This window comes from Serinicoccus sediminis, from assembly GCF_004153545.1.
Taxonomy (GTDB): domain Bacteria; phylum Actinomycetota; class Actinomycetes; order Actinomycetales; family Dermatophilaceae; genus Ornithinicoccus; species Ornithinicoccus sediminis_A.
Genome location: NZ_SDVA01000003.1, coordinates 43,463 through 62,653 on the forward strand (window position 1 = coordinate 43,463; position 19,191 = coordinate 62,653).

The window sequence follows — 19,191 nt, forward strand, 5'->3', positions numbered from 1 at the left end:
GTCGGCGTGACGCCGGTGGTCAGCGCAGGGTGAGCATCGGGCGGGGCGAGGGCAGGGTGCGGCCGACGACGGTGCCGACCCCGGGCGGGAGCTCGCCGACCAGCAGCAGCCCGCCGCTGGTCTGGGCGTCGGAGAGCAGCAGCAGGTCGTCCTCGCCCACGCCGGGACCCACCTCCAGGTGCGGGCGCACCCAGTCGAGGTTGCGGCGGCTGCCCCCGGGCAGGTAGCCGGCGGCGAGGCTCTCGCGGGCGCCCTCGATCGTCGGGACCGCGGCCACCTCGAGCTCGGCGCCGACGCCGGAGGCGCGGCACAGCTTCCACAGGTGGCCGAGCAGGCCGAAGCCGGTGACGTCGGTCCCGGCCCGGACGCCGGCGGCCACCGCGGCCTCGGAGGCCGCGCGGTTGAGGGCGGTCATGGTGGCCACCGCCTCGGCGTGCACCTCGCCGGTGCGGCCGTGCCGGTTGTTGAGGATGCCGGTGCCCAGCGGCTTGGTGAGGGTGATGGGCAGCCCGGGGGCCGCCGCGTCGTTGCTGATGAGCGCGTCGACGCGGGCGGTGCCGGTGACGGCCAGGCCGTAGGTCGGCTCGGGGGCGGTGATGGAGTGGCCGCCGGCGAGCGGGCAGCCCGCCTCCCCGGCGACGGCAGCGCCGCCGCGGAGCACCTCCCGGGCCAGGTCGTCGTCGAGCCCGGACGGCCAGCCGAGCAGGTTGATCGCGAGGACCGGCCGGCCGCCCATGGCGTAGATGTCGGACAGCGCGTTGGCGGCCGCGATGCGACCCCAGTCGAAGGGGTCGTCCACGACCGGGGTGAAGAAGTCGGCGGTGGACAGCAGGGCGAGGCCGGACACCTCGTCGAGGCGCACCGCGGCGGCGTCGTCACCGTGCTCCAGCCCGACGACGAGGGACTCGTCGGTCGGCGCCTCCAGACCCGCGACCAGCCGCTCGAGCCGCTCCGCCGGGATCTTGCACGCGCAGCCCCCGCCGGCGGCCAGGGTGGTGAGGCGCGGCCGCGCCGGGCTGCTCCCCGTCATCCCGTCAGCCTAGCCAGTGACCCGTCGCCGGCCCGGGTCACCCGTCGGCCCCGTCGAGGCCCGTGACCCGTCTGCGGCCGTCGGGCTCCCGGTGGGTGAGGCCACGGCCGTCGAGGTGCTCCAGCAGCGGGACCAGCACCCGGCGGCTGGTGCCGAGGAGGGCCCGGGCCTGCGCCGTGGTGAAGGGCTGCGGCAGCGACCGCAGCTGTCGCACCGTCCGGTCGACGGCGCCGGCCCCGAGGAGCACGTCACCGGGCAGCCGCAGCACGCCCGGTGCGCGCGCGGCGGCGGCGACCTCGCGCGGGCCGAGCGACAGCGCGGCCAGCTCGGGGCGGGAGGGGGAGTCCAGCGGGTCCGCGCGCAGGCGGCGCAGCAGGGCGGTCAGCCCTGGGGGCTCCTCCGTCGAGCCCTCGCGCACCAGGCGGCCGCCCTCCGGCGTCAACCCCGCCTCTGCCGCGGCGGCGCGCAGGGTGGCGAGGTCGGGCACACCCACCCGGCGGCGCAGCTCGGCGAGCGCCGGCTCCTCGCCCACCCACGGGGTGAGCGGGTCACGGGTGGCCCGCCGGGCCACCAGGCCGTCGACGGCCGCGCGCCACGCGTCGGCCGTCGCCGTCGAGACCTGCCGGCCCGCGACGACGGCGGTCCGACCCGCCGCCGCCTCGAGGGCCGAGGCCCGGAGGCGAGCGGCGCCGGTACGGCGCAGCGGTGGTGTCACGGCGTCCAGGACGAGGGCGCCGACCAACGAGCCCTCGCGGCCGGGCTCGCGCAGGATGAGCCGGTCACCCGGACCCAGCGGCAGCTCCGGCCCCCACGTGACGCGGGCGTAGGCCCCGCCCAGCGGACGCAGCCGGGCGGGGACCGCCGCGGTGCCGACGTGCGCGGTCACCTCCGCCGGCAACGTGTCCTCGTCGAGGAGCACGTCCACCGCGGTGCTCAGCCACCAGGGGTGGCCGGGGGAGAGCAGCGCCTGACCACGGCCGACCTCCGCCACGTCCACGCCGCGCAGGTTGAGCGCGACCCTGGCCGGGCCCGCGGCCTCCTCCACCGCACGGTCCCTGCTGTGCACCCCGCGCACACCCACCGACCGGGGCCGCCCGCCGGGGGTGGGGGTCAGCGTGAGCGTGTCGCCGGCGCGCACCCGCCCCGCGGGCAGCGTGCCGGTGACCACGGTCCCGGCCCCGCGCACGCTGAAGCTGCGGTCGACCCACAGCCGGACGGGGGCGTCGGCGGGAGGCGGCGGCATGTGCCGGACGAGGTCGGCGATCTCGGTCCGCAGGAGGTCGATCCCCTCGCCGGTCCGCGCCGACACCGCCACGGCCGGTATGCCGTCCAGGCTCGTCCCCCGCAGGTGCCCCCGGGCGCGGGCCAGGGTCGGTGCCGGGTCGGCGAGGTCGCTGCGGGTGACGACGAGCACGCCGTGCCGCAGCCGCAGGGCGTGCACCGCCCGCAGGTGCTCCTCCGACTGGGCGCTCCACCCGCCGTCCGCGGCCACCACGAGCAGGACCCCGGCCGCGGGGCCGATGCCGCTGAGCATGTTGCCGATGAACCGTCGGTGCCCCGGGACGTCGACGAAGGCCACCGGACCGACCTCGGGGAGGGTGGTCCAGGCATACCCCAGGTCGAGGGTCAGACCACGGCGGCGCTCGGCCTCCCAGCGGTCCGGCTCCATGCCGGTGAGCGCCCGGACCAGCGCCGACTTGCCGTGGTCGACGTGGCCCGCGGTGGCGACGACGCTCATCCCGCCGGGTGCCCGCCCGCCGCCGGTGACCCGCCCTCGCCGCCGAGGCCGACGCGGGCGGCCGCGGCGAGGACCGCTGCGAGCAGGAGGCCGTCCTGCGCGGGCGGCACGCAGCGCGGGTCCAGCAGGCAGCGCCCGTCGTGCACCCGGGCCAGGACAGCGGGGTCGCCGAGGCGCAGCGGACCGGCCAGGTCCTCCGGCAGCGCCACCGCCCACCCGGGCAGCGGCACACCCGGGGCGCCGCCACCACCGACCCGGCCGTCGTGCGGCACGACCGTCGCCGCCAGGCCGTGCCGGGCCAGCACCCCCTCCAGCGCGTCGGCCCGCGCGCGCAGCCCGGCGGCCGGTGCCCGCCGGGCCACCGTGACCGGTACCGACCCCGGGTCGCGCAGGGTCGCTCCCAGGGCGGCCAGGGTGAGCTTGTCGACCCGCAGGGCCCGCGCCACCGGGTGTCGCCGCAGACGCTCCACGAGGTCTGCGTCACCCAGCACGAGACCGGCCTGCGGGCCACCGAGCAGCTTGTCGGCGCTCGCGACGACCAGGTCGGCCCCGTCGCGCAGGGCGGAGCGGGCGTCCGGCTCGTCGGGCAGCGCCGGGTCCGGCGCGAGCAACCCGCTGCCGGTGTCGACGACCAGCGGCAGGCCCGCGCCCCGGGACACCTCGGCCAGCTCGGCGACCGGCACGTCGGAGGTGAAGCCGGTCACCCGGTAGTTGCCCGGGTGCACCTTGAGCAGGGCTGCCACGTCGGGTCCGTCGGCCGGTGCCGGGGCAGGCGACGCGCCGGCCGAGCCCGGGGCGGCCCGTCCGGCGAGGGCGCGCTCGTAGTCGGCCCGGTGCGTCCGGTTCGTGGTGCCGACCTCGTGCAGCCGGGCGCCGCTGGACTCCACGAGCTCGGTCAGCCGGAAGCCGTCGCCGATCTCGACGAGCTCGCCGCGGCTCACCACCACCTCGCGCCCCGCCGCCAGCGCGGTCATCGCGAGGAGCAGGGCGGCCGCCCCGTTGTTGACGACGAGGGCGGCCCCGGCCTCGGGCACCGCCTGCAGGAGCGCGTCCTGCACCGCGGCACCCCGGGGTCCGCGGCGGCCGGTCACCAGGTCCAGCTCGACGTCGGCGTAGCCGGCGGCGTCCAGGAGCGCGGCGGTGGCGGCCTCCCCCAGCGGGGCCCGGCCCAGGTTGGTGTGGACGACGACACCGGTGGCGTTGAGGACCGGCCGGGTGCACCCGGGGACGGTGCGGGCGCGCAGACGCGCGGCGAGGTCGTCGACGACCTGCGTCGGGGAGAGGTGGCCTCCGCGGGCCTGCCGCAGGACCTCCTGCGCGAGCGGCAGGGCGCGGGCGCGACCGAGCCGGGCGACGTCGTCGGCCACCGCGGGATGGGCGAGCACGACGTCGACGGGGGGTATGCCGCGGCGCGGGTCGGGGGGACCGGGTGCGGGTCGGGGAGGGGGATGGGCCACGGTGCGCCTCCCCTGTCGTCCCGGAGGTGGGGCCCGTCGCGGGCCGGTCGGCGGAGGCGGACAGGAATCGAACCTGCCAACGACGACGCGTCGCCGTTCCGCGGGTTTGAAACCCGGGGGGCCCACCAGGAACCCTGACACCTCCCCGCAGGACGTCGCCTGCGCCCCCTCCCGAAGGAGGGGAGCGCCCCCGGCAGGATTCGAACCTGCGCACCCGCCTCCGGAGGGCGGTGCTCTATCCCCTGAGCTACGGGGGCAACGACGAGCAACTCTAGCAGCGTCGCGCGGGGTGGCCGAAATCCCCGTGCGGGCGCGGCTCACGGCGGCCCTAGACTGGAGCGGGTGACCCCAGAACAGCTCGCTGCAGCCATCCATGCCGTGCTCACCGAGGCCGTCCGGGCCGGTGACCTGCCCCTGGCCGAGGGCGACCTGCCGGCCGCCGAGGCGCTGCGCGTGGAGCGGCCGCGGAGCCGCGACCACGGGGACTGGGCGAGCAACGTGGCGCTGCAGCTGGCCAAGCGCGCGGGTATGCCGCCGCGCGGGCTGGCCGAGGTCGTCGCCGCCGGTCTGGGCCGGGTCGACGGCGTGGCCGCGGTCGAGGTCGCCGGGCCGGGCTTCCTCAACATCACCCTGGACGCCGCGAGCGCCGGCGAGCTCGCCCGCACGGTCGTCGAGGGGGGCGCGGCCTACGGCCGCAACGACACCATGGCCGGGCGCACCATCAACCTGGAGTTCGTGTCGGCCAACCCCACCGGGCCGCTGCACATCGGGCACACCCGGTGGGCGGCCCTCGGGGACGCGCTGCACCGGCTGCTCGCCGCCAGCGGGGCCGACGTCACCGCGGAGCACTACACCAACGACGCCGGTGCGCAGACGATGCGCCTGGCCGGCTCGATCCTGGCCCGCGCCCGCGGCGAGCAGGTCCCCGAGGGCGGCTACGCCGGGGACTACGTCGACGCCCTGGCCGAGCAGGTGCTGCGGGCCCGCCCGGACCTGCTCTCGCTGCCCGAGCCGGAGGCCCTCGAGGTGTGCCGGGACACCGGCATGGCGCTGCAGGTCGCGGCGAACGAGCGGACGCTCACCGCCTTCCACGTGACCTTCGACGTGTGGTTCAGCGAGAAGAGCCTGCACGACGCGGGGGCGGTCGAGCAGGCCGTGGACCGGCTGCGCGGGCAGGGCCACGTCTTCGACGCCGACGGCGCGGTGTGGCTGCGCACGACCGACTTCGGTGACGACAAGGACCGGGTCCTCATCCGGGCCAACGGCGAGCCGACCTACTTCGCCGCCGACTGCGCCTACTACCTGTCCAAGAAGGACCGCGGGTTCACCGAGAAGGTCTACATGCTCGGGGCCGACCATCACGGCTACGTCGGGCGCCTCAAGGCCATCGCGGCCTGCGCCGGGGACGACCCGGAGACCAACATCGAGGTGCTCATCGGCCAGCTCATCAACATCAGCGGGGAGCGGATGGGCCGGCGCCGCGGCAACGCGGTCTACCTCTCCGACCTGCTGGAGTGGATCGGGGCGGACCCGATCCGCTACAGCCTGGGACGGTTCCCGGCGGACACCCCGCTGGACCTGGACGGCGAGGAGCTGCGCCGGCGCAGCAACGACAACCCGGTCTTCTACGTCCAGTACGCCCACGCCCGCACCTGCAACGTCGCCCGGCTCGCCGGCGAGGACGGCGTGTGCCGCGAGGACGGCTTCGAGCCGGGGCTGCTGGAGCACCCCACCGAGTCGACGCTGCTCGCCGCCCTCGGCGACTTCCCCCGGGTCGTGGCCCAGGCCGCGCAGCTGCGGGAGCCGCACCGCGTCGCCCGCTACCTCGAGGGCCTGGCCAGCCACTTCCACAAGTGGTACGACGAGTGCCGGGTCCGGCCGATGAGCGCCGACGAGGAGATCACCGACCTGCACCGCTCCCGGCTCTGGCTCAACGACGCCACCCGCCAGGTGCTGGCCAACGGCCTGGGCCTGCTCGGCGTGACCGCACCCGAGCGCATGTGAGCGCCGGGGCACCCCGACCCCGCCCGGCACCTCCCCGCCCCGACCCCCTGGAGCCGCCCGTGTCCTCTCCCGCCGCCTCGTCCGTCCTGCGCGTCGCCCTGCTCGGCGGCGGCACCGTGGGGGCCGCCGTCGCCCGCCGGCTGCTGCAGCACGCCGACCGGTATGCCGACCAGCTGGGTCGTCGCCCCGAGCTCACCGGCGTGGCGGTGCGCGACACCACCCGGGCGCGGGACGGCATACCCCCCGCGCTGCTCACCACCGACGCCGCCGCGCTCGTCGGCGACCCGGCGACCGACGTGGTCGTCGAGGTCATGGGCGGGCTCGAGCCCGCCGGGTCCCTCGTCGAGACGGCCCTGCGGCGCGGGGCCCAGGTGGTCACGGCCAACAAGCAGCTCGTCGCGCGGCGCGGCGAGGAGCTGCACGCGATCGCCCGCGAGCACGGGGCGGGCCTGCACTACGAGGCGGCCGTCATGGCGGCGGTGCCGGTCCTCGCCGTGGTCCGTGAGTCGATGGCCGGTGACGAGATCACCGCTCTCCGGGGGATCGTCAACGGGTCCACCAACTACGTGCTGGACCTCGTGGCCCGCGAGGGAGTGCCGTTCGCCGACGCGGTGCGCCAGGCGGGCGAGCTGGGCTACCTCGAGGCGGATCCCACCGAGGACCTCGAGGGGGTGGACGCCGCCGCGAAGGTCGCGATCCTGGCCCGGACGGCCTGGGGCACCTCGGTGCCGCTCGACGCGGTCGAGACCCAGGGCATCTCCGGCCTCACCGACGCCGACTTCGCGGCCGCCGCCGGCAGGGGCGAGGTGCTCAAGCTCGTGGCGGAGGCACGACGCGGTGGCGACGGCCGGGTCCACGCCCGGGTGGCGCCCACCGCCCTCCCGGCCACCGACCCGTTGGCCCAGGCCCGGGGCGGCACCAACGTGGTGGAGATCGACGCGGTGCTCGCGGGCACGGTGCGGCTGGTCGGCGCCGGCGCCGGCGGCGACGAGACGGCCTCGGCCGTCCTCGGGGACGTGGTCCGGGCGGCCCGCCCCAGGTGAGGAGTGGTGGACGGTATGGTCCGGGGCTGCCCGCGTGTTATCGTGAGGGCGCCTCGTGACAAGGCCGGACACAACGGTGAACGGCTCCGAGGCACTCCACGCACGGGCCGTCGGCTTCGCGACGTGTCCTGATATCGAGGCCGCCCTGGTCGTCCCCGTGCTGAGTCCGACAGCGGTGGCACTCTGTGCGCCGCGACACCCTAGGCCCCGAACCGGTTTCGACCGAGGGGGAAGGAATCCCACGTGACCGAGATCACCGACGCCGGCGCGACCCGTACGGGCGCGCTGAGCACCCTCCGTCTGGCCGAGCTCCAGGAGCTCGCGTCGGGCATGGGCATCACCGTGAACAACAAGATGCGCAAGGCCGACCTGGTCTCCGCCATCCGGGAGCGTCGCGGGGGCGCTGCCAGCACCAACGGCTCCGCCGACCGCCAGGACGCCATCGAGGCCGCCCTCGACCGTGCCCAGGCCGAGCGGGAGGACACCACCGGCACCGGCGGCGGGTCGCGCACCCGCCGCAGCCGCCGCGGCGGGTCCGGCGCGGGCGCGCCCCGCAGCGAGCAGGAGCGCCAGGCGGACGAGACCGTTGACCGCACCGGGGGCGAGACCGCCGCCGGGGGCGAGGGGACGCAGCCCCAGGACCGCCGGGACGGCGGCCAGCAGGGCCGGGACGGCCAGCGCCAGGACGAGCAGCGTGAAGGCGGCCAGCAGGGCCGCGACGGCCAGCGCCAGGACGAGCAGCGTGAGGGCGGCCAGCAGGGCCGCGACGGCCAGCGCCAGGACGAGCAGCGTGAGCGCGGCCAGCAGGGCCGCGACGGCCAGCGCCAGGACGACCGCCGCCAGGACGACCGCCGCCAGGACGACCGCCGTCAGGGCGAGCGCGACGGGCAGCAGGGTGACCAGCAGCGCCGTGACGGGGACGGGTACGACGACGACGAGGGCGGTCGTCGCGGTCGTCGCCGCAACCGCAACCGCAACCGGGACCGCAAGCGCGGTCGTGGCGTCCAGCAGGGCGGCCCGGGCCAGCAGGGCGGTGGCAGCCAGCAGGAGGCCGAGAGCTACTCGGAGGAGGACGTGCTCGTCCCCGTGGGCGGTGTCGTGGACCTGCTCGACAGCTACGCCTTCATCCGCACCACCGGCTACCTCCCCGGCCCGACCGACGTCTACGTCCCCATGGGCCTGGTCAAGAAGTACGGCCTGCGCAAGGGTGACGCGGTCGCGGGGGCCATCAAGGCCCCGCAGGACGGCAGCGACGTGGGGCAGCACACCGTGTCCTCCACCGGCAACAAGCGGGACAAGGGCAAGTTCAGCGCCCTGGTGCGGCTGGACAGCATCAACGGCCAGGAGCCCGACCAGGGTCGCCGGCGCCCCGCCTTCTCCAGCCTGACCCCGCTCTACCCCCAGCAGCGGCTGCGGCTGGAGACCGACCAGAAGAACCTCACCACCCGGGTCATCGACCTGGTGACCCCGATCGGCAAGGGTCAGCGCGGTCTCATCGTCAGCCCGCCCAAGGCGGGCAAGACGATGGTCATGCAGGCCATCGCCAACGCGATCACCACGAACAACCCCGAGGTGCACCTGATGATCGTCCTGGTGGACGAGCGTCCGGAGGAGGTCACCGACTTCCAGCGCAACGTCAAGGGCGAGGTCATCTCGTCCACCTTCGACCGCCCGGCGAGCGACCACACGATGGTCGCCGAGCTGGCCATCGAGCGCGCCAAGCGGCTCGTCGAGCTGGGGCAGGACGTGGTCGTCCTGCTCGACGGCATCACCCGCCTGGGCCGCGCCTACAACCTGGCGGCCCCGGCCTCGGGCCGGATCCTGTCCGGTGGTGTCGACTCCGCCGCGCTCTACCCGCCGAAGAAGTTCTTCGGCGCCGCCCGCAACATCGAGGAGGGCGGCTCCCTGACCATCCTCGCGACGGCGCTGGTGGAGACCGGCTCCAAGATGGACGAGGTCATCTTCGAGGAGTTCAAGGGCACCGGCAACATGGAGCTCAAGCTCTCCCGCCACCTGGCCGACCGCCGGACCTTCCCGGCCGTGGACGTCAACGCCTCGAGCACCCGGCGTGAGGAGATCCTCATGTCCTCCGAGGAGCTCAAGATCATGTGGAAGCTGCGCCGCGTGCTGTCCGCGCTGGACCAGCAGCAGGGAATCGAGCTGCTCCTCGACCGGTTGAAGAAGACGAAGCACAACTACGAGTTCCTCACCCAGGTCCAGCAGACCAGCTCGGTCCGGCTGGACGACGACGACTGAGGACGACGACCTGCGCGCCCCACCGGTCGCGTAGAATGATCCGCCGGCCCACCGGTTCCCGCACGGGCGACCCGGGGACACCACGCCACCCGAGGAGAGACATGCAGAAGGACATCCACCCGAACTACGTCGAGACCCAGGTCACCTGCACCTGCGGCGCGTCGTTCACCACCCGTAGCACCGCGTCGTCGGGGCGCATCAGCGCCGACGTCTGCTCGCAGTGCCACCCCTTCTACACCGGCAAGCAGAAGATCCTGGACACCGGTGGGCGCGTCGCCCGCTTCCAGGAGCGCTACGGCAAGAAGGCCGCCAACTAGCATCAGCGCACCGCCGGCCCCGCGAGATCTCGCGGGGCCGGCGTCGTCGTCCCGGCCCCCGGTGTCCTCGCCGCGGGGGCTCCACCGCCACCGAGCCGCGGCTCGTGACCCCAGGAGGACAGGGTGTTCGACTCCGCCCGGCCCCTGCTCGAGGAGCACGCCGACATCGAGCAGCGGCTCGCCGACCCCGCGGTGCACGGCGACCCGGCGGCCCTGCGCAGGCTCAACACGAGGTATGCCGCGCTCACGCCCACCGTGACGGCGTACCGGCGGTGGGAGACGGCCGCGGGGGACCTGGAGGCGGCGCGCGAGCTCGCCGCCGAGGACGAGGGCTTCGCGCAGGAGCTCCCGGGCCTGCAGGCCACGGTCGAGGAGGCCGCCGCGCACCTGCGTCGCCAGCTCGTGCCCCGCGACCCCGACGACGACCGCGACGTCATCCTCGAGGTCAAGGCCGGTGAGGGGGGCGAGGAGTCCGCGCTCTTCGCGGGTGACCTCCTGCGGATGTACGTCCGCTACGCCGAGCGGCGCGGGTGGCGCACCGAGCTGCTCGACGCCACCCCCTCCGACCTCGGCGGCTACAAGGAGGCCCGGGTGTCGGTCACGGCCACCGGCACGCCGGCGGCGGGAGAGGCCCCGTGGGCGCGGCTGAAGTACGAGGGCGGCGTCCACCGGGTGCAGCGGGTGCCCGTCACCGAGAGCCAGGGCCGGGTCCACACCTCGGCGGCCGGCGTCCTCGTCATGCCGGACATCGACGACCCGGCCGAGGTCGAGCTGGACCCGAACGACCTCAAGGTCGACGTCTTCCGCTCCTCCGGTCCCGGCGGTCAGTCGGTCAACACCACCGACTCCGCCGTGCGCATCACGCACCTGCCGACCGGCCTCGTCGTCTCCTGCCAGAACGAGAAGAGCCAGCTGCAGAACAAGGAGTCGGCGCTGCGGGTGCTGCGGGCGCGGCTGCACCAGATCGCGGTGGAGGAGGCCGAGGAGGCCGCCAGCGCGGCCCGGCGCAGCCAGATCCGCACGGTGGACCGCAGCGAGCGGATCCGCACCTACAACTTCGGTGAGAACCGCGTCGCCGACCACCGCACCGGCTTCAAGGCCTACAACCTGGACCAGGTCCTGGACGGCGACCTCGACCCGGTGGTGCAGTCGGCGGTGGACGCCGACGAGGCCGCTCGGCTGGCCTCGGCCGGGGAGCGATGACGACCGTCCCGGGCACCGTGGCGGCTCGGGGTCGCCGGGACGACCCGCACCCACCATGCCGCGGGCACGCGGGGATGTCGTGAGCGTCGACGAGCTGGTCCGCGCGGCGGCCCGTCGCCTGCGCGAGGCGGGGGTGCTCAGCCCGGAGGTGGACGCCGAGCTGCTGCTCGCGCACGCCATGGGTCTGGACCGGGCAGGCCTGCGCCGTGCCCGGGTCCTGCGCGAGCAGGTGGGCCCGGCCGTCCACGGCGCCTTCCTCGAGCTGGTGGTGCGCCGCGCCGACCGGGTGCCGCTGCAGCACCTCACCGGCACCGCGTGGTTCGCCGGGCTGGAGCTGGCCGTCGGCCCCGGGGTCTTCGTGCCGCGCCCGGAGACCGAGACGCTCGTACGCCTGGCCCTGGCGACGCTGCAGGACCTCACCTCACCCACGGTGGTGGACCTGTGCACGGGCAGCGGGGCCATCGCCCTGGCGCTGTCGCACCAGCGGCCGGACGCCCGGGTCGGCGCGGTCGAGCTGTCGCAGGAGGCCTACCGGTATGCCGTGGCCAACCGCGCGCGCACCGGGCTCGAGGTCGACCTGCGGCTCGGCGCGGCCCAGGAGTCCTTCGAGGACTGGCGCGGTCGGGTGGACCTGGTCGTGAGCAACCCTCCCTACATCCCGCCCGACGCCGTGCCCGTGGACCCCGAGGTCCGCGACCACGACCCGGGGCTGGCGCTCTACGGCGGCGGCACCGACGGGCTGGAGCTGCCGGGCCTGCTCGCCAGCCGGGCGGGGCAGCTGCTGCGCCCCGGCGGGGCCCTGCTCATGGAGCACGCGGACTCCCAGTCGGCCTCCGTGGTCGGGCTGCTCGAGCACACCGGCTGGCGGGACGTCCGGGACCACGAGGACCTCGCCGGCCGGCCGCGGGTGGTGGCCGCGACCCGCGCCTGACAGCAGGAGCCCCGGCGCCGTCGGCGCCGGGGCTCCTCGTGCTCGTCGGACAGCACCCCCGAGGGGCGACCGACGTCAGGTCGGGATGGTCAGAAGATGAAGATCAGCAGGGCGATGATGAGCAGGACGCCCACGATGGTCCAGATCAGTCCGCTACCACGCATACGGGTCACTCTCCTTGGGTTCGAGGCAGGCACGTCGGGTGCGCCCGCCGTGCGCAACACCCCACCCAACTCGCTCGCGCTGCCGCATGCAAGTCGAATCGCCGCCGGTCTGACATGCGAAGATCTGATCGACCACGACCACGCCCCCAGGGAGGCCTGATGTCCGGCACCGCGCCGCTGCACGACCGCCTGCTCGACTGCGTCGACGACGAGCAGCGCGCCGAGTCCCTGGCGCGGGCGGCCGCCGTGGTGCGTGAGGGCAAGGTGGTCGTGCTCCCGACCGACACGGTCTACGGGGTGGGTGCCGACGCCTTCGACGTCGTCGCGGTGGCGATGGTCCTGGCCGCCAAGCACCGGGGCCGGGAGATGCCGCCACCGGTGCTCGTCCCCAACCCCAGGACGGTCGACGGGCTGGCGACGGACGTGCCGATGTACGCCCGCATCCTCATGCGGCAGTTCTGGCCGGGACCGCTCACCCTCGTGGTGCGGGCCCAGCCCTCGCTGCAGTGGGACCTGGGCGAGACCAACGGGACGGTCGCGCTGCGGATGCCGGACGACGAGCTCGCGCTGGAGCTGCTGGGTGAGGTCGGCCCGATGGCGGTGACCAGCGCCAACCTCACCGGTCGGCCGGCGGCGACCACCGCCCAGGAGGCGCTGGACCAGCTGGGAGGAGCGGTCGCCGCCTACCTGGACGGTGGTCCGCGGACGGGCGGCCAGCCGTCGACGATCCTGGACTGCACGGGGGAGGAGCCGGTCGTCCTGCGGCTCGGCGCGCTCTCGGCGGAGGAGGTCCGCGGCGTGCTCGGCACGACCCCTCTGCACGACTCCCCGGAGGCAGCGGCCGCCGCCGCGCAACCTCCGTCCGAGCCGGAGGAGGAGCAGGCGGGGGAGCGGCCCCGGGACGGGGCGGACGGTGAGCGGGCGAGCCTCGTCGGCTCGGTGACCCCCAGCGGGGTGCGGGTCCCGGCCGACGCCCTCCGCACGGTCGCCGCGCCACGCTCCGCCGGGACCGGCACGACCCCATAGAGTGGGCGCATGACGACGCGCGTGACCCCGGACACCTACTACGGCCCCTCCTTCGGTGCCCTGGTCGACCAGGACCCCCAGGTGGCCGAGCTGCTCGTCGCCGAGCTGGACCGGCAGCGGTCCGGCATCCAGCTCATCGCCAGCGAGAACCAGACGAGCCCGGCCGTGCTGGCCGCCCTGGGGTCGACGCTGTCCAACAAGTACGCCGAGGGATACCCCGACGCCCGTTACTACGGCGGCTGCTCCGAGGTCGACAAGGTCGAGACGCTGGCGATCGAGCGGGCCAAGGAGCTCTTCGGCGCCGACCACGCCAACGTGCAGGCGCACTCGGGCGCCAGCGCCAACCAGGCCGTCTACGGCGCCTTCGCCTCACCCGGCGACACCATCCTGGCGATGTCGCTCGACCACGGCGGGCACCTCACCCACGGGTTCAAGGTGAGCTTCTCCGGCAAGTGGTTCAACGCCGTCCACTACGGCGTCTCGGCCGAGACCGAGGACATCGACTACGACCAGGTCGAGGCGCTCGCCAAGGAGCACCGGCCGAAGATCATCCTGGCGGGCGGGTCGGCCATCCCGCGGCTCATCGACTTCGAGCGCTTCCGGGCGATCGCCGACGAGGTGGGCGCGATCTTCTGGGTCGACGCCGCCCACTTCATCGGGCTGGTGGCCGGCCAGGCCATCCCGTCGCCGGTCCCGCACGCCGACGTGGTCTCCTTCACCACCCACAAGGTGCTGCGCGGTCCCCGCGGGGGCGCCATCGTGTGCAAGGAGGAGTTCGCCCGCAAGATCGACCGTGCCGTCTTCCCGATGATGCAGGGCGGGCCGCTCATGCACGGCGTCGCCGCCAAGGCGGTCAACTTCGCCGAGTGCATGACCCCTGCCTACCGCGACTACGCCCGGCAGGTCGTCGCCAACGCGGCCGCCCTGGCCGGGTCGCTGGACGAGCGGGGGATCCGCCCCATCACCGGGGGCACCGACACCCACCTGTCGCTGCACGACCTGCGCGGCGTCGGGGTGACCGGCGCGGACGCCGAGGCCCGCTGCGAGGCGGCCGGCATCGTGCTGAACAAGAACGCCATCCCGTTCGACCCGGAGAAGCCCAACGTCGCCTCCGGCATCCGCGTGGGCAGCCCCTCGGTGACGACCCAGGGGATGGGCACCGAGCAGATGTCCGTCGTCGCCGATCTCATCCACCGGGCCGTCACCGAGACCGACGGCAGCCCGGACCACCCGGTCGCCCGCGAGGTCCGGGCCGCGGCCGCCGAGCTGCTCGGCGCCTACCCCGCCTACCCCGAGCCCACGGCCGGCTGACCGACCACAGGGCCGGGCGGCGGCATACCCGACCGCGACCGACCGCCGGGAGGGGTGACACAGACCAGTGCGCGAGTTCCTCATGGTGCTGCTGACCGCGGCGGTGGTCACCTACCTCGCGACCCCGCTGGTCCGGCGCCTCGCGCTGCGGCTGGGGGCCATCACGGCCGTGCGCGACCGCGACGTTCACTCCGTCCCCATCCCCCGGCTGGGCGGCGTCGCGATGCTCGCCGGCTTCACCGCCGCGGTGGTGCTGGGCTCGCAGCTGCCCTACCACGGGCAGCTCTTCGACGCGACGCCCCGGCTCTACGGGGTGCTGGCCGCGGCGGCCCTCATCACCGCCCTCGGTGCGGTCGACGACGTCCGTGAGCTGGACTGGATGACCAAGCTGGCGGGGCAGATCCTGGCCGGCGGCATCATGGCGTTCTACGGCGTCCGGCTGCTCTCCCTGCCCATCCTGGGCGTGACCTACCTGCCCGAGCCGGTCATGGTCACCCTCACCATCCTCGTCGTCGTCATCTCGACCAACGCGGTGAACTTCATCGACGGCCTGGACGGGCTGGCGGCGGGCGTCGTGCTCATCGCCGCCGGGGCGTTCTTCAGCTGGACCTATCTCGTCAGCCGCAGCTTCGACCCGCCGAACGTCTTCTCCGAGGCGACCTTCATCAGCGCCGCGATCGTGGGGGTGTGCCTGGGGTTCCTCCCGCACAACTTCCACCCCGCCCGGCTGTTCATGGGCGACGCGGGGGCGCTGCTGCTCGGGCTGCTCCTGGCCGCGGCGACGATCTCCATGACCGGGTCGGTGGACCCGAGCTCGTCGGTCGCCAGTGCGTCGGCCGTGACCGCCATCCTGCTGCCCGTCGTCATCCCGATGGCCATCCTGGCGCTGCCCTTCCTCGACATGCTGCTGGCCGTCCTGCGGCGCACGCGCGCGGGCCAGCTGCCCTGGAAACCGGACCGGGGCCACCTGCACCACCGGCTGCTCGACATCGGGCACAGCCACCGCCGGGCGGTCGTCTTGCTCTACCTGTGGTCGCTGCTCATCGCCGCGGGCAGCGTGTCCTTCGCCTACCTGCCCGCCTGGGTGTCGATCACCGGTATCGCCGGGCTGCTCGCCCTGGCCGTGGCGCTGACGCTGCGGGCGGCACCTGACCTGGCCGCCCCGCGGCGGTAGCGTAGGGGGCGGCGGGCCGCCGGGCCGTCCTGTCGGATTGGTCCGGTCGCAGCGCTTGTGATAACTTTCACAAGCGCCCTGACCCCACCACCCGCCCCGGAGCCACGACGCCATGACCCCCACCGTGACCCCCGCAGCCGCCCGCCCGGCGGCGCGCACCATGATGCTGGGCGCGCTCGCGGGCGGGGTGCCGGTGGCCGTGCTGGTGCCCCTGCTGACGTGGGCCGCGGTCGGCGCCTGGGGTGCGCTCTCCGCCCTCGTGGGGAGCGCCCTGTCGCTCGTCGTCTTCGCGCTGGGCGTGGTCGGCATCCGCGGCGTCCTGGCCGGCCCCACCGCGACCACCATGGCCGGCGCCTTCGGCGTCTTCGTGCTGCAGATGGCGGCCCTGGGGGCGGTCATCTGGGCCCTCGGCCAGACGACCTGGCTGCAGATCGTGCCGCTGGTCGTCGCCTTCGTGCTCGTGGGGCTGGTCTTCCAGGCCGGGCTGGTCATCGGCTACCTGCGCTCGCGGTCGCCGCTGGACCTGCCGTCCGGCGGGGGTGGGGTATGAAGATCCCGTCGCCGCACGGCGGCCACGAGCCCGAGGTCGAGGGCATGAGCGCCCAGACCGACCTGGCCACCGGGGCCCTGGCCTACCTCCTGGCGGGCCCTGCCGGCTTCGGGCTGGTGGGGTTCGTGCTGGACCTCTGGTGGGGGACGGTGTTCGCGCTCCCCGTCGGGGTCGTGGCCGGGATGGTGGCGTCGATGTACGTCATCTGGCTCAGGTACGGTAGGTCATGACCTTGGAGCCGGGCCCTGTCCCCGCCTGCCCGGAGGCTTCGATGTCCGACAGACACTGTGTGGAGGAGAACGCGTGAACGCGACCATGACGGCCGCCGGCCTGGTCCTGCCGATGGCGGAGGGCGAGAGCCACTTCCCCCCCACCCCCGGCGACTTCTGGCAGCCGCTCTTCGCGATCCCCGGGACGGAGTACTACTTCACCCGGCCCATGCTGCTCATGGCCATCGCGACGGGCCTGCTCATGGTGGTCCTGTTCCTCACCACCCGTCGGGCCGCGATCGTCCCCGGCAAGGGGCAGTGGCTGACCGAGCAGGTCTACAACTTCGCCCGCAACGGGATCGCCCGCGACATGATCGGCAGCAAGGACTTCATGCCGTTCGTGCCGTTCCTCTTCTCGCTGTTCGTCTTCATCCTGCTCAACAACGCCTTCGGCATCATCCCGCCCTTCCAGAACCCCACGATGGCGCGGATCGGCTTCCCGATCGGCCTCACCCTCATCGTCTACGTGGTCTACCACTGGGTGGGCCTGCGCAAGGCCGGAGGGGTGGGCCGCTACATCGGCGGCATGCTGCCCTCGGGTCTGCCGGGCTGGATCAAGCCGTTCATCCTCTTCCTCGAGCTCATCACCTTCTTCATCACCCGCCCGCTCACGCTGGCGCTGCGGCTCTTCGGCAACATGTTCGCCGGCCACATGCTCCTCGTGGTCTTCATCGTCGGCGGCTGGTACCTCTTCAAGACCTTCGAGCCCGGCCTCATGCTGGTCGCGCTGCCGGCCTGGATCCTCGGCGCGCTGCTCACCGTCTTCGAGGCGCTGATCCAGTTCCTGCAGGCCTACGTCTTCACCCTCCTCGCCGCCTCCTACATCGGTGGCGCGCTGGCGGACGAGCACTGACCCCCGACCACAACTGAATACGCACTAGAAGCCTCCGGCGCCCGACGGGCGCCGGGACCTCAACAGAAAGAGAACTGACGTGTCTGGTGACATCACCCTCCTCGGCTACGGCGTGTCCACCATCGGCCCCGCGATCGCCGTGGGTCTGATCTTCGCGGCCTACATCAACGGCGTCGCCCGCCAGCCCGAGGCGCAGGGCAAGCTGCAGCCGATCGCCATCCTCGGCTTCGCGCTCGCGGAGGCGCTGGCCATCTTCGGCCTGGTGCTCTTCTTCATCGCGTTCTTCGTCGGCTGACCTGCCCTGCCCTTCCCCAGACCCGTCCGCTGCACCGGTCCCACCGGTGACGGACACGCACACGTGAGGAGCCGCTCGTGGACTACACCACGATCGTTGCGGGCGCGCTGAAGGCCGCGACCGAGGAGGACCACTCCGAGCCCATCGGGGCCGGTGAGGGAGCCATCCCGATCCTGCCGTACATGCCGGAGCTCATCTTCGGTCTGATCGTCTTCGGCATCTTCTACTGGTTCGTCAAGCGCAACATCGTCCCCAACCTCGAGAAGGCCTACGCCGACCGCACGTCGGCCATCGAGGGTGGCATGGAGCGCGCCGAGAAGGCCGAGGCCGAGGCAGCAGCAGCCAAGAAGAAGTACGAGGACCAGCTCGGTGAGGCGCGCGCCGAGGCCGCGCAGATCCGCGAGCGGGCCAAGGAGCAGGGAGCGCAGATCATCGCCGAGATGCGCGAGCAGGCCCAGGTCGAGGCCAACCGCATCACCGAGACCGCCCACAAGCAGGTCGAGGCCGAGCGGCAGCAGGCGTTCGTCCAGCTGCGCGGCGAGGTGGGTCAGATCTCCACCGCCCTGGCCAGCAAGATCGTCGGGGAGTCGCTCGAGGACGAGGCCCGGCAGCGCGGCATCGTCGACCGCTTCCTGGCCGACCTGGAGTCGGGCGCCATCACCCCGGAGCAGCTCGGCGCGCGCGACGAGGTCCGCTGATGGACAGCGCCTTCCGCCGGTCCTACCACGGGGCCCGTGAGGGTCTGGAGCAGGTGCTCGAGCACGAGGGCGGCTCCGTCGACCCGGCCCGGCTCGGCGACCAGGTCTGGGCCGTGGCCCGCCTCGTGGACGGCAACAAGGTGCTCGCCCGCACCCTCGCCGACCCCTCGCGCGAGGGCGAGGAGCGGGCGGCCGTCGCCGAGCGCCTGCTCACCGGAAAGATCGGGGACGGGGCGCTGCACGTCGTCAAGGCCGTCGTGGCGCAGCGCTGGTCCGAGACCGGCGACGTCGCCACCGCCCTGGAGCGGCTGGCGGTCGAGGCGCAGCTCGTGCACGCGCACCGGCACGACCGGCTGGGCCAGGTGGAGGACGAGCTGTTCCGGTTCTCCCGGATCATCCGGTCCGCCCCCGAGCTGCAGGCCGCCCTGGCCGACCGCCGTGCGCCGGCCTCGGCCAAGCGCTCGCTCGTCGAGCGCCTGCTGGCGGTCAAGTCGGCGCCCGAGACGGTGACCCTGGCCGCCCAGGCGGCCGTGGGGGTCCGCGGCAGCCGCGTCGAGCGGACGCTCGCGGCATACCTGGAGCAGGCCGCCGAGGTCCAGGACCAGGTCACCGCGGTCGTCACCACCGCCGTGCCGCTGTCCGAGGAGCAGGAGCAGACCCTGCGCGACACGCTCAGCCGGCAGTACTCCCGCACCGTCCACACCAACGTGGTCGTCGACCCCGACGTCGTCGGCGGCATCCGGGTCGAGATCGGCGACGAGGTCATCGACGGCACCGTCAGCCACCGCCTCGACCAGGCCCGCCGCCTCATGGCCGGCTGACCAGAGCCCACCCCTACACCCCACAGCACCGGCCCGACCACTAGCCCAGGG

General features: G+C 74.2%; 18 protein-coding genes and 2 tRNA genes. 15 read left to right on the forward strand and 5 right to left on the reverse strand.

Features of this window, described 5'->3' with window-relative positions:
- Positions 1-19 precede the first annotated feature (19 nt).
- The 5 genes from selD to EUS26_RS03910 form a co-directional block, all read right to left on the reverse strand.
- Positions 20-1,030 carry a selenide, water dikinase SelD gene (gene selD, locus EUS26_RS03895; protein WP_130011881.1) on the reverse strand — a complete coding sequence of 337 codons (1,011 nt, stop codon included), beginning with the start codon at positions 1,028-1,030 and terminating at the stop codon, positions 20-22.
- Positions 1,031-1,067: 37 nt separating this feature from the next.
- Entirely contained in the window at positions 1,068-2,768 is a 1,701-nt protein-coding gene (locus tag EUS26_RS03900; protein ID WP_130011882.1) for a selenocysteine-specific translation elongation factor, read from the reverse strand.
- Positions 2,765-4,225, reverse strand: coding sequence for an L-seryl-tRNA(Sec) selenium transferase (locus tag EUS26_RS03905; protein WP_130011883.1), 1,461 nt, complete (start codon positions 4,223-4,225; stop codon positions 2,765-2,767). Before EUS26_RS03905 ends, EUS26_RS03900 begins: the two co-directional genes overlap by 4 nt.
- A gap of 51 nt (positions 4,226-4,276) precedes the next feature.
- A tRNA-Sec gene (locus EUS26_RS16840) sits at positions 4,277-4,370 on the reverse strand.
- A 40-nt stretch (positions 4,371-4,410) separates the two neighbouring features.
- Positions 4,411-4,482, reverse strand: a tRNA-Arg gene (locus EUS26_RS03910).
- An 85-nt stretch (positions 4,483-4,567) separates the two neighbouring features.
- Here EUS26_RS03910 and EUS26_RS03915 point away from each other — a divergent pair.
- The 15 genes from EUS26_RS03915 to EUS26_RS03985 all read left to right on the forward strand — a co-directional run bounded on the left by EUS26_RS03915 (position 4,568) and on the right by EUS26_RS03985 (position 19,140).
- Positions 4,568-6,229, forward strand: a complete 1,662-nt coding sequence (locus EUS26_RS03915; RefSeq protein WP_130011884.1) for an arginine--tRNA ligase — start codon at positions 4,568-4,570, stop codon at positions 6,227-6,229.
- 59 nt (positions 6,230-6,288) lie between these two features.
- Positions 6,289-7,272: a homoserine dehydrogenase gene (locus EUS26_RS03920; RefSeq protein ID WP_165368493.1), complete on the forward strand. Its 984-nt coding sequence runs from the start codon at positions 6,289-6,291 to the stop codon at positions 7,270-7,272.
- 243 nt (positions 7,273-7,515) lie between these two features.
- Positions 7,516-9,528 carry a transcription termination factor Rho gene (rho, locus tag EUS26_RS03925; protein ID WP_130011886.1) on the forward strand — a complete coding sequence of 671 codons (2,013 nt, stop codon included), beginning with the start codon at positions 7,516-7,518 and terminating at the stop codon, positions 9,526-9,528.
- Between the two features lie 101 nt (positions 9,529-9,629).
- Complete coding sequence (rpmE, locus tag EUS26_RS03930) at positions 9,630-9,845, forward strand: 50S ribosomal protein L31 (RefSeq protein ID WP_130011887.1); 216 nt, start codon at positions 9,630-9,632, stop codon at positions 9,843-9,845.
- A gap of 123 nt (positions 9,846-9,968) precedes the next feature.
- Positions 9,969-11,048 carry a peptide chain release factor 1 gene (gene prfA / locus EUS26_RS03935; RefSeq protein WP_130011888.1) on the forward strand — a complete coding sequence of 360 codons (1,080 nt, stop codon included), beginning with the start codon at positions 9,969-9,971 and terminating at the stop codon, positions 11,046-11,048.
- Positions 11,049-11,127: 79 nt separating this feature from the next.
- On the forward strand, positions 11,128-11,979 hold the full coding sequence (prmC, locus tag EUS26_RS03940) for a peptide chain release factor N(5)-glutamine methyltransferase (protein ID WP_130011889.1): 852 nt from the start codon (positions 11,128-11,130) through the stop codon (positions 11,977-11,979).
- 323 nt (positions 11,980-12,302) lie between these two features.
- Positions 12,303-13,169: an L-threonylcarbamoyladenylate synthase gene (locus EUS26_RS03945; RefSeq protein WP_165368495.1), complete on the forward strand. Its 867-nt coding sequence runs from the start codon at positions 12,303-12,305 to the stop codon at positions 13,167-13,169.
- Positions 13,170-13,178: 9 nt separating this feature from the next.
- On the forward strand, positions 13,179-14,480 hold the full coding sequence (locus EUS26_RS03950; RefSeq protein ID WP_130011891.1) for a serine hydroxymethyltransferase: 1,302 nt from the start codon (positions 13,179-13,181) through the stop codon (positions 14,478-14,480).
- A gap of 67 nt (positions 14,481-14,547) precedes the next feature.
- Positions 14,548-15,654, forward strand: coding sequence for a glycosyltransferase family 4 protein (locus EUS26_RS03955; RefSeq protein WP_130011892.1), 1,107 nt, complete (start codon positions 14,548-14,550; stop codon positions 15,652-15,654).
- A 112-nt stretch (positions 15,655-15,766) separates the two neighbouring features.
- Complete coding sequence (locus tag EUS26_RS03960) at positions 15,767-16,204, forward strand: hypothetical protein (RefSeq protein WP_130011893.1); 438 nt, start codon at positions 15,767-15,769, stop codon at positions 16,202-16,204.
- Positions 16,201-16,434, forward strand: coding sequence for a hypothetical protein (locus tag EUS26_RS03965; protein WP_130011894.1), 234 nt, complete (start codon positions 16,201-16,203; stop codon positions 16,432-16,434). The genes EUS26_RS03960 and EUS26_RS03965 overlap by 4 nt, the downstream gene beginning before the upstream one ends.
- Before the next feature lie 73 nt (positions 16,435-16,507).
- Positions 16,508-17,326 (forward strand): F0F1 ATP synthase subunit A, encoded by an 819-nt coding sequence (gene atpB, locus EUS26_RS03970; protein WP_337590209.1) that lies wholly within the window; start codon positions 16,508-16,510, stop codon positions 17,324-17,326.
- A gap of 79 nt (positions 17,327-17,405) precedes the next feature.
- A complete protein-coding gene (locus EUS26_RS03975; RefSeq protein ID WP_058890803.1) occupies positions 17,406-17,621 on the forward strand; it encodes an ATP synthase F0 subunit C in 216 nt (71 codons plus the stop codon).
- Positions 17,622-17,764: 143 nt separating this feature from the next.
- Positions 17,765-18,319, forward strand: a complete 555-nt coding sequence (locus tag EUS26_RS03980) for a F0F1 ATP synthase subunit B (protein ID WP_272947948.1) — start codon at positions 17,765-17,767, stop codon at positions 18,317-18,319.
- Complete coding sequence (locus EUS26_RS03985; protein ID WP_130011895.1) at positions 18,319-19,140, forward strand: F0F1 ATP synthase subunit delta; 822 nt, start codon at positions 18,319-18,321, stop codon at positions 19,138-19,140. The genes EUS26_RS03980 and EUS26_RS03985 overlap by 1 nt, the downstream gene beginning before the upstream one ends.
- Positions 19,141-19,191: the final 51 nt, after the last annotated feature.